Origin of the sequence: Nitrosospira multiformis, assembly GCF_900103165.1 — a bacterium.
GTDB classification, from domain to species: Bacteria; Pseudomonadota; Gammaproteobacteria; order Burkholderiales; family Nitrosomonadaceae; genus Nitrosospira; species Nitrosospira multiformis_D.
The window spans coordinates 2,990,630-3,003,252 of the sequence record NZ_FNKY01000001.1 but is presented as its reverse complement, the minus strand read 5'-3'; the positions used below and the strand labels follow the sequence as shown (position 1 = coordinate 3,003,252).

General features: G+C 53.8%; 8 protein-coding genes. 3 read left to right on the top strand and 5 right to left on the bottom strand.

Annotated features, from left to right (window positions below):
• Window positions 1-534 precede the first annotated feature (534 nt).
• Window positions 535-1,173 (bottom strand): phosphoribosyltransferase, encoded by a 639-nt coding sequence (locus tag BLR00_RS13500; protein ID WP_074633563.1) that lies wholly within the window; start codon window positions 1,171-1,173, stop codon window positions 535-537.
• 133 nt (window positions 1,174-1,306) lie between these two features.
• Window positions 1,307-3,028, bottom strand: coding sequence for a DNA polymerase/3'-5' exonuclease PolX (gene polX, locus BLR00_RS13495; protein ID WP_074633560.1), 1,722 nt, complete (start codon window positions 3,026-3,028; stop codon window positions 1,307-1,309).
• Between the two features lie 430 nt (window positions 3,029-3,458).
• Between polX and BLR00_RS13490 the strand changes: the two genes are divergently transcribed.
• The 3 genes from BLR00_RS13490 (at window position 3,459) to BLR00_RS13480 (ending at window position 5,924) form a co-directional block, all read left to right on the top strand.
• Window positions 3,459-3,899, top strand: a complete 441-nt coding sequence (locus BLR00_RS13490; RefSeq protein ID WP_074633557.1) for a universal stress protein — start codon at window positions 3,459-3,461, stop codon at window positions 3,897-3,899.
• 115 nt (window positions 3,900-4,014) lie between these two features.
• Window positions 4,015-4,581, top strand: coding sequence for a ribosome hibernation-promoting factor, HPF/YfiA family (gene hpf, locus BLR00_RS13485; RefSeq protein WP_074633554.1), 567 nt, complete (start codon window positions 4,015-4,017; stop codon window positions 4,579-4,581).
• A gap of 71 nt (window positions 4,582-4,652) precedes the next feature.
• Window positions 4,653-5,924, top strand: a complete 1,272-nt coding sequence (locus BLR00_RS13480; RefSeq protein WP_074634323.1) for an ADP-ribosylglycohydrolase family protein — start codon at window positions 4,653-4,655, stop codon at window positions 5,922-5,924.
• Window positions 5,925-6,128: 204 nt separating this feature from the next.
• Here the strand turns inward: BLR00_RS13480 and BLR00_RS13475 are convergent, their stop codons facing one another.
• From BLR00_RS13475 to BLR00_RS13465, 3 genes are all read right to left on the bottom strand, one after another.
• Window positions 6,129-9,092: an EAL domain-containing protein gene (locus BLR00_RS13475; protein ID WP_074633551.1), complete on the bottom strand. Its 2,964-nt coding sequence runs from the start codon at window positions 9,090-9,092 to the stop codon at window positions 6,129-6,131.
• Window positions 9,073-10,158 (bottom strand): chemotaxis-specific protein-glutamate methyltransferase CheB, encoded by a 1,086-nt coding sequence (gene cheB, locus BLR00_RS13470; protein ID WP_074633548.1) that lies wholly within the window; start codon window positions 10,156-10,158, stop codon window positions 9,073-9,075. The genes BLR00_RS13475 and cheB overlap by 20 nt, the downstream gene beginning before the upstream one ends.
• Before the next feature lie 109 nt (window positions 10,159-10,267).
• Window positions 10,268-12,622 carry a hybrid sensor histidine kinase/response regulator gene (locus tag BLR00_RS13465; protein WP_074633546.1) on the bottom strand — a complete coding sequence of 785 codons (2,355 nt, stop codon included), beginning with the start codon at window positions 12,620-12,622 and terminating at the stop codon, window positions 10,268-10,270.
• Window position 12,623: the final 1 nt, after the last annotated feature.

Genomic DNA, 12,623 nt, shown 5'->3' with positions numbered 1-12,623 from the left:
ACCCGTTCCAGCACGTGCAGTGGGAGGAAGGCTCTGGCAGCAAGGCGAGATTGCACTTAAATTACCCCAAGCAAAGAGGCTATTGTAACGGGTAACCCCTTAGCCGTTATCGTCGGGTAGCTGGAACGCGGGGATAGGACACTTGCGGGTCAGAATATTATTAGAGCCCCATGAGGAGGATTTATCAACCTAAATCCGGTAGTTGACCGCTCATTTAATAGAGCAGTATTATGATTGATAACAATATTTCGTATTATTTGACTCTCACCTTCTGGGTGAGCCCGCTACGGGGTGAATTGCACAGTTTTTGCGGCACATGGCTGCGTTGCAACTTCTTGGAATGGAACGACCATTCCGCGTCGTTACGCCTTGCCCTGCACCCCAAAAACCGCACACTTCATCTCGTCCAATTACCGGATTTAGGATAGCGTCAGCGCCGTAGCGGCCTGATCATGACTTCAAAATCTGTCCTTACCCAGTCACTTTTTTGCTTCGATTCCTTTAGCCCGGCAGTCCGCCAGACTTGAAATCACGTCATTGGGCGTGACCGGAAGAAGCGAGGATGGCGATAACCTCTTCGTCCGTCACTTGAGGAAAATCCATGTAAAATTGTGCGACAGCCCCAAAGTTGATGGGAGTCGAGAGACATATTACGCGATCGGCATTGCCGCACACCTTTTTCAGCGTATCGGGAGGTGCCACCGGTACTGCGCACACCAACTCAGCGGGTTGTTTCGCCTTGAGCGCATGCAGTGCCGCAAGCATGGTCGAACCGGTAGCCAGCCCATCGTCGATTACGATAACGATGCGTGCGGCGGGATCAACCGGTTGCCACACGGGAGTGTATTGAGATCGGCGCTGCCGTATCGTTTCCAGTTGGGTGGAAACTTCATTCCTGATGTATTCCTTGTCCGCCCCCACTTGCGAGGCATAATCGGCAAGATACACCCAACCGCTTTCATCGACCGAACCAATCGCGAATTCCGGATTGCCGGGTGCGCGCAGTTTACGTACCAATACCACATCCAGTTCACCATTCAGCTTGCCGGCAATGACCTTTGCCATTGGCACTGCGCCTCTTGGAATCGCCAGCACCAGCGGATGTTTGTTCCGGTATTCGGAAAGAGCCGCAGCAAGTTGTTCGGCTGCTGCAATCCGGTTTGCAAAAACCATGGCAATCCCCCGCTAGTTGCGCCAAATCGGTTGAAACCTATTTGAAGTATAGGCGGCATAGGCATTTTTTCAATTTTTCATCCTGAACAAATCTTTGCAGATAGGTAGCAGATAAAGTGCAGGCCGTTGTTGTCTACATTGTCCGATTGATGAGTGCACGAAGCTCGCTGAGGGGGCGGGTATTGAGTACATCCTGCTTTTCCAGCCAGCCACGGCGTGCTTGCCCAATGCCGAAGCGCAGGTTGTCGAACTCAAAAGTACTGTGCGCGCCGGAATTGATACTGACGAGTACTCCCTCTTCCTTGGCCATCTGGCAATAGATGTCGAGCAGGTCAAGACGGCCGGGTTGGGAGTTGAGTTCAAGGAAACAACCTCGGCGCCCGGCTTCACGGATAATGCGCGGCATATCGATGTCGCAGGGCGCGCGTTCCTGGATAATCCGCCCGGTGGGATGTGCAAGCATGGTGAAGTGAGGATGCGCCATGGCACGCAAGACGCGTTCCGTTTGTCTGGCTCGCGAAAGCTCGAATTTGCTATGTATCGCTCCCACAACCAGGTCGAGTTGCGCAAGAGCGTGATCCGGCAGGTCGAGGCTGCCATCTTCCAGGATATCCACCTCTATCCCCTTGAGTAAAGTAATACCTTTCAGTTCTTCGTTAAGTGCTTCGATTTCCATACACTGGCGCGCCAGCCGTTGCGGGTCGAGACCGCGCACGACGGTAAGACTGCGCGAATGGTCTGTGATGGCAATATACTCCAGACCAAGTGACTGGCCGGCAAGCGCCATTTCGCGCAGCGTATTGTGACCGTTAGTAAATTTGGTGTGGACATGCAGGTCGCCCCGCAGATCGCCGAGCTCCACCAGTCGTGGCAGAGATCCAACACGCGCCATCGCAATTTCGCCCCGGTTTTCACGCAGCTCCGGCGGAATATAAGACAGGCCGGCAGCATGATAGACCGACTCCTCGCTTTCACCCGCGATACGGGTTTTTCCCCGGTATACGCCATATTCGTTGATTTTTAGTCCGCGTTTCTGGGCGATTTGCCTGACGGCGATATTATGTGCCTTGGAGCCAGTGAAGTAGAGCAGGGCGGCGCCGTAACTGTCCTCGGCCACTATGCGCAGATCGACCTGAATACCGCATTTGAGGATAACGCTGGCACGTGTGGTACCCACCGCTAACGTTTCGGCAACCTCGTCATAGGCAATGAAATGCTGCATGACAGCGCTAGCCGGTGTTGCCGCAACAATGAAATCAAGGTCGCCAACCGTCTCGCGCATACGCCTGAAACTACCCGCGACAGTGACTCGTATTACGCCAGGCACTCCCGCCAGGTGCGATCGTAGCGCTTCGGCATATTGTGCCGCTACAGCCAGCTTGGGACGTACCTGATCGGCATGTGTTTCCACCGCCTGGAGGATACTCAGTTCGGTCTTTTCACCGAAACCGGGCAGAGCACGAATGCGGCCGTCACGCGCGGCGCAGTAGAGTTGCTCGACGGTCTGCACATCCAGATCGTGATAGAGATGCCTTACCCGCTTGGGACCAAGGCCCGGGACTTTCAGAAGTTCAGTAACGGCGGGAGGAAGTTCCGTGTGCAGACGATCCAGTAAGCTACAGTGACCCGTAGTGATAATCTCCTGTATTTTGGCGGAAAGGTCGTGACCAATGCCTGGGAAGCGCGTCAAGTCCTCATTCTTTTCCACCAGCACGTATGCTTCCGTAGAAAGCTCGCCTATGGTGCGGGCCGCATTACGGTAAGCACGTATACGGAACGGATTGGCTCCCTGGATCTCAAGCAGATTGGCAATCTCCTCGAAGATCGCGGCGATATCGGCATTATGGCGTGGCATGCTTACTTTTCCCGGTCGATCTTTATTTATGCAGCATGCTGGCTGGGCGGATACGGAGTGCGCCTATTTGCTTCCAAGATCAAAGTTTAGTATATCCAGAGAATTATGTAGCGGTGCCGGGAATAGGAATTCCTGCCTGATTTATGCTTGATTTGGGACCCTTCAGCGAGTTCTCCTGAAGTGACTATAATGAACCATGGCTTTAGATCAAGATGGAAGTACCGGGCTCATATATTCTTGCGGGTGCCAGAGGAAATCAGGCGTTCGCTTCGTCAAGTCATGGCGCGGGCCATGCCATGAACTGCAACAGGGCATTCTGATTATTCGCTCCCGCTCGATGCGAGGGACGGAATAAGCAGGGCCCGCACGCCGGGTTGTTTTCCTCCGGCCAAAAGTGTGTGTTAAGGGATAATTCCTGTCAGGAGGTATCATGTATCAACATATCCTGGTACCTGTTGACGGCAGTGCAACCTCCGACCGCGCGTTGCAGGAAGCCATCCGGCTCGCCCGGCAGCAAAGCGCGCAGCTCGAGTTGGTGCATGTCGTCGAGGATATCCGCTTGCTGGATAGCGATAGTTACATCAACTACGCTGAAATGCAGGAAACCGTAAGGAACAGTGGCAAAAAGACGCTGGCACACGCACAAATGGTGGTGCAGCTGACAGGCATGGGCGCGGAAATAAATCTGCTTGAAGCACATGGCAAGCGCATCGCCAGCATAATAGTGGAAGAGGCTGAGCGCTGGCCGGCCGACCTGATCGTAATCGGTACCCACGGCCGTTCCGGTTTCAGCCGCGTTCTGTTCGGCAGCGTTGCCGAAGGAGTGGTTCGTACGGCACATATACCCGTGCTACTGATTCGTGGCGCCTAGCAGCTTGCCGGGGCGACTTGGGTCAACATGAGTGTCAAGCATAGTCTATGATGAAACCATGCCGTCCAGTTCACCCCAATGGATGGCGCAATATGAATCATTGGGAGGAACACTCATGAAAGCCCTGCTGCAAATCACTGCGCGCGATGTGCCCCATTCTGAAGCACTGGAAAGTCACATCCGGCAAAAAGCGGAAAAACTCGAGACGTTTTATCCGAATATCATGGGATGCCGGGTGGTAGTCGAGGTTCCACACAAACATAAACATCAGGGACGCATGTTCAACGTGCGTCTCGACATCACCGTGCCGGGCAAAGAGCTGGTGGTCAACCGTGAGGCGGATGAGGATGTGTATGTTGCGCTGCGCGATGCCTTCGATGCCGCAAAGCGCCAGCTCGAAGACTACGGGCGCCGCCAGCGCGGCGATATCAAGGCGCACGCGCCAGTCATACGCGGCAAGGTAGTGCGCCTGATTGCGGAGGAAGGATACGGTTTCATCGAGACGCCCGACGGGGAAGAGTTATATTTTCACCGGGATAATCTCGCTGAAAATAACTTTGACAAACTGGAGAAAGGCAGCGAAGTAAAGTTCCTGGAGGATATTGGCAGCGAGGGTTTTCAGGCAAAACGCGTGAGCACCGGCAAACATCACGTCGCGAAAGGAGAGGCAGATGAAGAATGACATGCCCGGTATGCTGGAGCACTACTCAGCACGCTTCACCTGATGGTGTTAATTTTAAGGATCTGAATCTCATGAATCATCCTGCAAGTACGGTTGAAAGTCGCGCGAGGCGCATGCGTAACGCACTATGGGGGTTATTTATAGGCGACGCGCTGGCAATGCCGGCCCACTGGTTTTACAGCCTGAAAAATATCCGGCAGCAATTTGACGGTGGTATTCGTGGATACGAGGCGCCGCCCCATCCTCACCCTGAAAGCTTCATGATGGGAATGACCTATCATCCAGATGTCGATACCGCAAATCGCTTGGGCCGTCGCTATGACATTCTTCATGCACATGCCCGTTTCTATGACACCAGTTATAGTGATCTGGCAATCAGATCTCTGGAACGGGAGAGCGAGCACGGCAATCGGGTTCCCCGGCTGGAGGATCGTTTCCATTACCATCACGGATTGGCCGCGGGAGAGAATACGCTTGGTGCCCATCTGGTTCGCGTGCTCATGCGGTCCGTGATACGTGTTGGCCGCTATGAGCCAGGAGATTTTATTGAAGAGTTCGTGAAGCATCTCACCACGCCCGGCGAAAACAGGGACCCTTATACGGAGATCTATCTTCGACGCTGGTTCGAGAACTATTCCCGAGGCCTGCCGCTCCATGTCTGCGCCGAACTGCAACGCAATGTATGGTCCATCGGCTCGCATGGCGGGGTCATACGTCCCCTGGTTCTCGCCATGCTGGTCGACGGTACTTATCAGGGGCTCGGATTCGCCATAGAGCATCAGTGTCTCACCCATAGATCGGAAAACGCGGCCAGTGCGCTGGGGATACTGGTTCCTCTTCTGAATTCGCTGGTGAGAGGCGCCGACCCGGTCGAGGCAATATCTTCATATGCCAGAGACATACGAACACCTCAAGTAAGCGGCGAGGAACTCTTCGCCGCTTATCGTGAGCATGGCGGTCCCGGCAATATCCCGAAAGATGAGATGTGGCAACTTCATGTGAGACTTAATGCCGCGCCTTATGAAGTAATCCAGTTAGCCAGCCAGCACACCGAGCCCGAAGTGATCCGTCGTCTCTTTGCAACCGCCTGCTACCCGGAACACGGGCTTCCGCTGCTCCTGTATCTCGTCATGAAACATAACCTGGGTGTCGAGGCGTCTCTTCTGGCGAATGCCAATGCCGGCGGAGACAATGTGCATAGAGGCATGATTATGGGACTGATTGCCGGTGCGTCCAACGATGATTTGCCGAACCATCTGGTGGAGGGCTTGATAGATCAAAAGGAATTGAAAGCCGAGATCGACGCGTTTACGGATATTGCTCTGCGAGGAAATGCCATTTGAGCATCTCGCACCGCGAGGCGCACCCTGGCTACTCGTAACGTAAAAATTCTTCCGCTAACGCATCGGCGCCATGGCGCCTGATCAGCGCTTCAATTTCCGCAAGCAAAGCGTCATCTTCGTTATCTTCCAACACCATCGCCCAGCAGCCTGGAGTTTTAAGAGTGGCTGGCAGCTTGATAAGGCGTTGGTGCTATATCTGATGATCTATATCAACTTGGGGAGCAGTTTTTTCTGGCGTAGAAATTCTTCGACTTTTTCTGCAGGAACGCCAGGGCTGAACAAATATCCTTGAATCTCGTTGCATTTGAGCTCCCGTAAAAGCTGCGCCTGCTCGTTGGTTTCCACACCCTCCGCGATTACCCGCAGGTCCAGGGAATGAGCCAGAGAAATGATGGCAGAGACGATGTTCAGATCGTCGGGGTTGCTGGTCATGTTGATAATGAAAGCGCGGTCAATCTTCAATACGTTGACGGGCAATTTGGCAATATAACTAAGCGAGGAATAGCCGGTACCGAAATCGTCTATCGCGACCTCGATATCCATATCGCGAATGATCCTGAGCTTTTGGATATTGGCTTCTATGTCCTGCATGATTACACTCTCGGTTATCTCAAGTTCCAGCCCGATTGTTACGTTCTTGGCGCCGTTTATCACACTGGCTACCATGCTGACAAAATCTTTCTGCCGTAGTTGAATTGGCGAGACATTGACGGCAACCTTGGGTGGATTGAGCCCCATGGCCTGCCATCTCTTAGAATCCGATATTGCTTTGTCCAATGCCCACCGTCCCGCCTCGAGTATCATTCTTGTTTCTTCGAGCAGGGGAATAAAGCTTAACGGTGGGACAAGGCCGTTGTCGGGGTCCTTCCAGCGCATCAATGCCTCAAGCCCGCTGATTTGTCCGCTTTCCAAATCAATTTTCGGCTGATAGTGCAGTACGAGCTGTTCCTCCTCGATTGCCCGGCGCAACTTGGTTTCAAGTTTCAGCTTTTCTGTGACCCGGGCATTGAATTCCGGAGCGTAGAAGAGGTGCTTGTCGTAAGACAATTTGGCCTTTTTCAGCGCTGTTTCAGCGTTGCGTAAAAGGGTATCCGTATTCCGGCCATCGGCAGGATAAGACGATGTCCCCGCCCTGGCGGAAACGCGCAGCTCCTGTCCGCCAATCAAGAAAGGTTGATCCTGGATCCCGAACAGAACTTTCTCCAGAACATGGGCAATGCCTGTGCTGTCTTCTCCGTGCTTTATGGCGATGGCAAAGTAATCCGCCGAAAGATGGGCCAGAATATCTGTTTCATAAAGTAGCTGCTTCAGTCGTTTTCCCAGTTGACGCAGGAGACTGTCTCCGGCCTGATGGCCAAGGGACTCATTAATACTGCTGAACCGTTCGAGGTCGAGAATAATTACCGAAAGTATCTCGTGATCGTGATGTATGGTGCTGATTCGCTGATCGACCCGGTCCACAAACAACGCACGGTTCGGTAGATCGGTTACGGCATCGAAAAACGCAAGATAGTTGATACGCTCCTCTTTTTTCAAGTGATCCATGGCAAATGAAATATCGCCCGCCATTTCGGTCAACAAGGTCATTTCCTCCTCGTCGAAAAATCCTGTTTCCGGTGCATAGAGTACGAATATACCGGCTAGATGGCTATCCACGATGAGTGGCAGCACCACCTTGGAATGATAGCCCCGGTCTAGCGCTGGGGCATGCCAGGCACGTGTGCTCTCGTGGGTGATAAGGGTAAGATCATTGCAAATAGCCGGTTTGACCCATTTGATCGCCTCTGCAATCAACCAGGAATTTCCGGGAGAATCAATAACATTAGCCAGGTTGATCTGTGACAGATAGCCGTCGTCGCGACCGGCCTTTGCCATGGGTGTGATATTTTGTGTATCGGCGTGAAATATTCCGATCCAGGTAAACACAAACTGGCCGTGATCCACTGCGATACGGCATGCCTTGTCGAAAAGTTCTTGTCTTCCCCGGACGCGCACGATAGTGGTATTGATGCCGCTCAATACGCTGTAAATCCGGTTGAGCCGGACAATTCTGGCCTCATATTCCTTACGCCGGGAGATTTCCGCAGTGAGCGCTGTCGTGCGCTCCTCCACTAGTTGTTCCATGTGCTCATGCAACCGGGCGCGTTCCAGCGCAATACTTACCTGGTGCCCCACTCCGTACAACGTTTCCAGCTCATTGTCCGTGAACAGATCTTGTTTCATCCCGATCAGATTCATGATACCGCGGCTCTGATTATTGATCCGTAACGGTACGCTGGCATGGTGAAAGCTTGGCGTGTCGTTTCCAAGCGGTATAAGCCGTGTGCATTGGACAATATTTATCGCATGGCCCAGACCTTCAGTAAGAAAAAGGCGTTGACATTCACACACATCTTCCATCGTCTCTGCAACCAGCAATGAGGCCGGAATGTTGCGCGCAGCCGCCACCCGGAAGCCATTATCATCGCAAAGGTAAAGCCATCCCGCTTCGATCCCGGGCAGTTCCATCGCGTATTCAAGCGCTTTCTCACATACCTCGTGCTGGCTTACCGCCTGGTTCAGGCCTTCCGCGATCCGGTAAAGTCCGGTAAGTAAATGATTCGAGTGTGCCAGCTCAAGTTGCCGTTCATGGAGTTCCTTGTTGATGTGGACCGCATCCTCATAGATCGAAATCAGTAGATCGACGATCTGCTGGCGTTCGGCAGTGATGAAATGTTTTTGTCCACCCAGATAAATCTCCATTCCCATCTGCATCTTCTGGTTCTTGCGCAGCTCATGGTTTATCAACAGATAGTCGATGCGGGCGAGCAGATATTGATCTTCGTACGGCTTGCGGATGAAATTGTCGGCGCCGCATTCCAGTCCCTTCATGATGTCCCGGATATCCGAGAGCGAAGTGAGAAGGATCATGGGGATGTCCTTCAGCTGTTCATCGCGCTTGATTTCGCCGCATAGCATAAACCCATCCATCTCGGGCATCATCACATCACTGATAATCAACGTCGGCTTTTGCCGCCGAGCCGCCGCGAGGGCCTCTTTGCCGTTGGGCACGGCCATGACCCTATAGCCGTGCTCCTCCAGCAGATATCGTAGTTTTTCCGCCTGGGTTGGGCTATCTTCCGCGAGGAGGATCTCGACGTTACTGGTGTTAAATTTTCTTGATGTCATCGATCACGCTCAAATGTTTTCCTTGATGGTTCACTAGATTCGTTAGTGCCGCGGCGATTTTCTCCAGCGGCAGTACGAGCATTGCTGCGTCCAGCTTGACAGCCTCGCCCGGCATGCCGTTTACGACAGAACTATCCCGGTCCTGGACGAAAGTAACCGCACCCGATTCCTTCAGCAGCCGCAACTCGTTGGCGCCATCACGACCCATTCCTGTCAGCAGTCCGGCGATGGCATCGCAGCCGTAGACTTCGGCGACCGCTCGGAAAAGATAGGAAACCGAAGGCCTTAAACCATTTTCCAGTTCGTCCTGCGTCAAGGCAATTCTGCCTCCGCGTTCCACCTTCATTTGATATTCATCGGGCGCGATGTGGACATGGCCGGGTAGCAGGAGCGCGCCATGAGTGGCAACATGAACCGGCAGCCTGGATGAGTTTGCCAGCCACCGGACGAATCCCCCTACGAAGCCTGGTGCCATGTGCTGGACGATGAGGATGGGTACGGGAAAATTCCTCGGAAGCGCTGCCAGAATAGTTTCGATCGCAGATGGGCCGCCGGTCGAGGCTCCCAGGGCAACAACCCTGATTTGAGCCGATTCACGGATCAAGCCCAGGTTAGCCGGCTGTAAAGTAGGTACCACAGTTCGCATATGCGACCAACGCCGCACCACTTTGACTTCCGACATCAGCTTTATTGTCTGTACCATATTCCGGGCCATGGCCTGATGATCCACATGGCCAATACCAGCCGGGCGGCGCAGCACCGCCAAGGCGCCGGCATCCATCGCGTCGAATGTCGTCGCGACCTCATGGATATTCTCGCTGCCGCTGACGATGACAATGGGCGTCGGATTCGTTTCCATGATGAGGCGTGTGGCTTCCAGTCCGTTCAGTTTCGGCATGTGAATGTCCATGGTGATTACGTCAGGACGATAGCGCCGCACAAGATCGAGCGCTTCCTCGCCATCATGTGCCGTTGCAATAACCGTAATATCAGGGTCCGAGCTGAGAATGTGAATAAGGAATTCACGTACGACGGGGGAATCTTCCACTACCAGAACGTTGATCATCCTAAATCCGTAGTGAACCCACCAGAAAGGTGAGCATTAAGTGATACGAAAAGTCTTTGCAGGTTATGGTGTCGGTCATCTGTCCGGTTTCAGGATCGTGGGAAGGAGCTCATGACGGGGTCCCGATAAGGCGCTGGACGATCTCCAGTAGATTACTCTGATCGAAGCTGCTCTTCACGATGTAAGCATTGGCACCCGCATCAATCCCGCGCTCGCGGTGATCTCGGGATTCCAGTGCTGTCACCAGTACTACCGGTAATCCTGTAAATTGCTTGTCGGTACGTATTTTGGCGGTGAGACCAAAACCGTCCATACGCGGCATTTCAACATCGGAGACGACCAGATCGAACGCCCCCGTTTTGAGCGTGGTGTAGCCGTCAACCCCATCCACGGCGGTACTCACACGATATCCCGATGATTCCAGGATATTTTTGAGCAATGTCCGCGAGGTGATGGAGTCCTCCACCACAAGGATGGATAGTTTTCTAGAATTTTCATGCTTTTCAGCCGATAACTGGTGCGCAGAGGTGAGCATCCGGGCAGGGCGCTTCGTAGCCGATTTCAGTAAATCAGCTACATTTAGCACAGGTACTACCCGCCCGGTTCCCAGCACCGTCGCCCCCGCGACATTGCGTACTCGCGTCAATGGCCGGACGAGTGTTTTGACAAGCACCTCCTGTTCACCAAGAATCTCTTCCACCAAAAATGCGATGCGGGCAAGGCCCGAGCCAAGAATCACAGCTGATGCGCTCATACCGCCTGCGGGTTCAGCCGCTATGACATGACGTGGCAATTCCAGCACATCGCTTAACCAGACCAGAGAAACCGGTTGCTCATCCACCAGGATTGTTTCACGGTTCTCCACCGTCTGGATTTCCTTGTTGGCGATCCGAACCACCCGTTCAACACTCGTCGACGGAATGACGAAAAGCTGCCTGCCGGCATGAATGAGGACGCCACGGAAATTTGCCAGCGTTAGCGGCAGGAGCAGGTGAAAGGCGGTTCCCTCGTCAGGGCTTGACTTGACCAGAATGGTGCCACCCAAGCGTTCGACTTTTTCACTTACAATTGGAAGCCCGAGTCCGCGCCCGGAGATATCAGTAATAATGGGGCTGGTGGTTACACCGGATTGAAAAACGAGTGCCATCGATTCCCGTTCACCGAGCTGTTTCGCCTCTTCGGCAGAAACAATACCGAGCTTATGCGCTGCGGCTTTTATCAGGGGGATATTGATGCCCGCACCATCGTCGGCCACCAGTACCTCGGCCATGCCACCGTCTTTCTGCGAGCATGCCAGGGTGATGGTTCCGTGTGACGGCTTGCCCTTGACCAAGCGCGCCGCCGGTTGCTCGATGCCGTGATCAATGCAATTACGCACAAGGTGAATAAGTGGATCTTTCATCTCCTCCAGAATATGCCGATCAATCTCTATTTCGCTGCCCTGAATCACCAGATCTACGTTCTTGCCTTGCTCGCGGGCCAACTCGCGGCATAATCGAGGGAGAATATCCAGCAACGAGGAGAACGGCAGTAACTGCATCTCCTTGACATCGTGCCGCAGGCTGTCGGTCATGCCGGCCAATACGCGCTGATCCTGCTCGGCTGCCCGTTGCAGGCTTGCCAGGCGATCCTCAAGCATTTTCATGTGGAGTTGCTCGGCATCCAGATATTTGAGCAACCGGGGAAGCTCAAGCTTCCTTCGGGAGGCGCTGCCATCCTTGATATTGCGCGCAAATTCACGATCAACAAGCCGTAATGCCGGCTGAATATGCAGCCGCTGTCTTTTCCATGCCGCAAGCATCGCGGCGGCCTCGGTGAGCTCCTTGGTGCGTTGATTCACCGCCAGACGCGGCAGCAGCAATTCCTCAACCTGACGCATTACGGCATCGAGTTTGGTGGCGGAGACTCTGACTGTCGTTGATGCCAGGCCGGGAGTGGAGGTCAGCATCTGCATACTCTTATCCGGTTCGGCGGGTACATCGGGGGGCAGGGTGGTGGGTTGGTCGGGCGGAGCCATCTGCGGCGCCAGGGCGGGGTTGGCGAACTCGGACAATGGCTCCCTGAATGCGTCGTCGAGCTGTCGAATCAGTGTCGCCACCCGAGGTTTTTGTGCTCCGGCTACACTATTAGCCCCAGTAAGAAGCCCACTCAGCGCATCGGTGGTCTGGAGTAACAGGTCGATCAGCGGCGATGAGACAGGAAGATGCTTGTCTTTCAACGCGGAGAAGACGTTTTCCAGCGATTGGCAGACCGCTTCGATCTGCGTGAGGTTGACTGCCCGGGCGGCACCTTTCAAGCTGTGCGCGTCCCGGAAGATCCTTTCGACAATATCAGCCAATTGCTGGCCCACCGGTATTTTTTTCAATGCGAGCAGTCCAGACGACATTGCCTGGAGATGAGCATCCGCCTCAACTTGAAACGTTGCAAGGAGCTTTCTCAAAAGCTCATCATTTTTGCTTATCATA

Coding starts and splice junctions, on each gene's coding strand:
- BLR00_RS13500 (WP_074633563.1), bottom strand. CDS start 1,173: ATGGTTTTTGCAAACCGGATTGCAGCAGCCGAACAACTTGCTGCGGCT.
- polX (WP_074633560.1), bottom strand. CDS start 3,028: ATGCCACGCCATAATGCCGATATCGCCGCGATCTTCGAGGAGATTGCC.
- BLR00_RS13490 (WP_074633557.1), top strand. CDS start 3,459: ATGTATCAACATATCCTGGTACCTGTTGACGGCAGTGCAACCTCCGAC.
- hpf (WP_074633554.1), top strand. CDS start 4,015: ATGAAAGCCCTGCTGCAAATCACTGCGCGCGATGTGCCCCATTCTGAA.
- BLR00_RS13480 (WP_074634323.1), top strand. CDS start 4,653: ATGAATCATCCTGCAAGTACGGTTGAAAGTCGCGCGAGGCGCATGCGT.
- BLR00_RS13475 (WP_074633551.1), bottom strand. CDS start 9,092: ATGACATCAAGAAAATTTAACACCAGTAACGTCGAGATCCTCCTCGCG.
- cheB (WP_074633548.1), bottom strand. CDS start 10,158: ATGATCAACGTTCTGGTAGTGGAAGATTCCCCCGTCGTACGTGAATTC.
- BLR00_RS13465 (WP_074633546.1), bottom strand. CDS start 12,622: ATGATAAGCAAAAATGATGAGCTTTTGAGAAAGCTCCTTGCAACGTTT.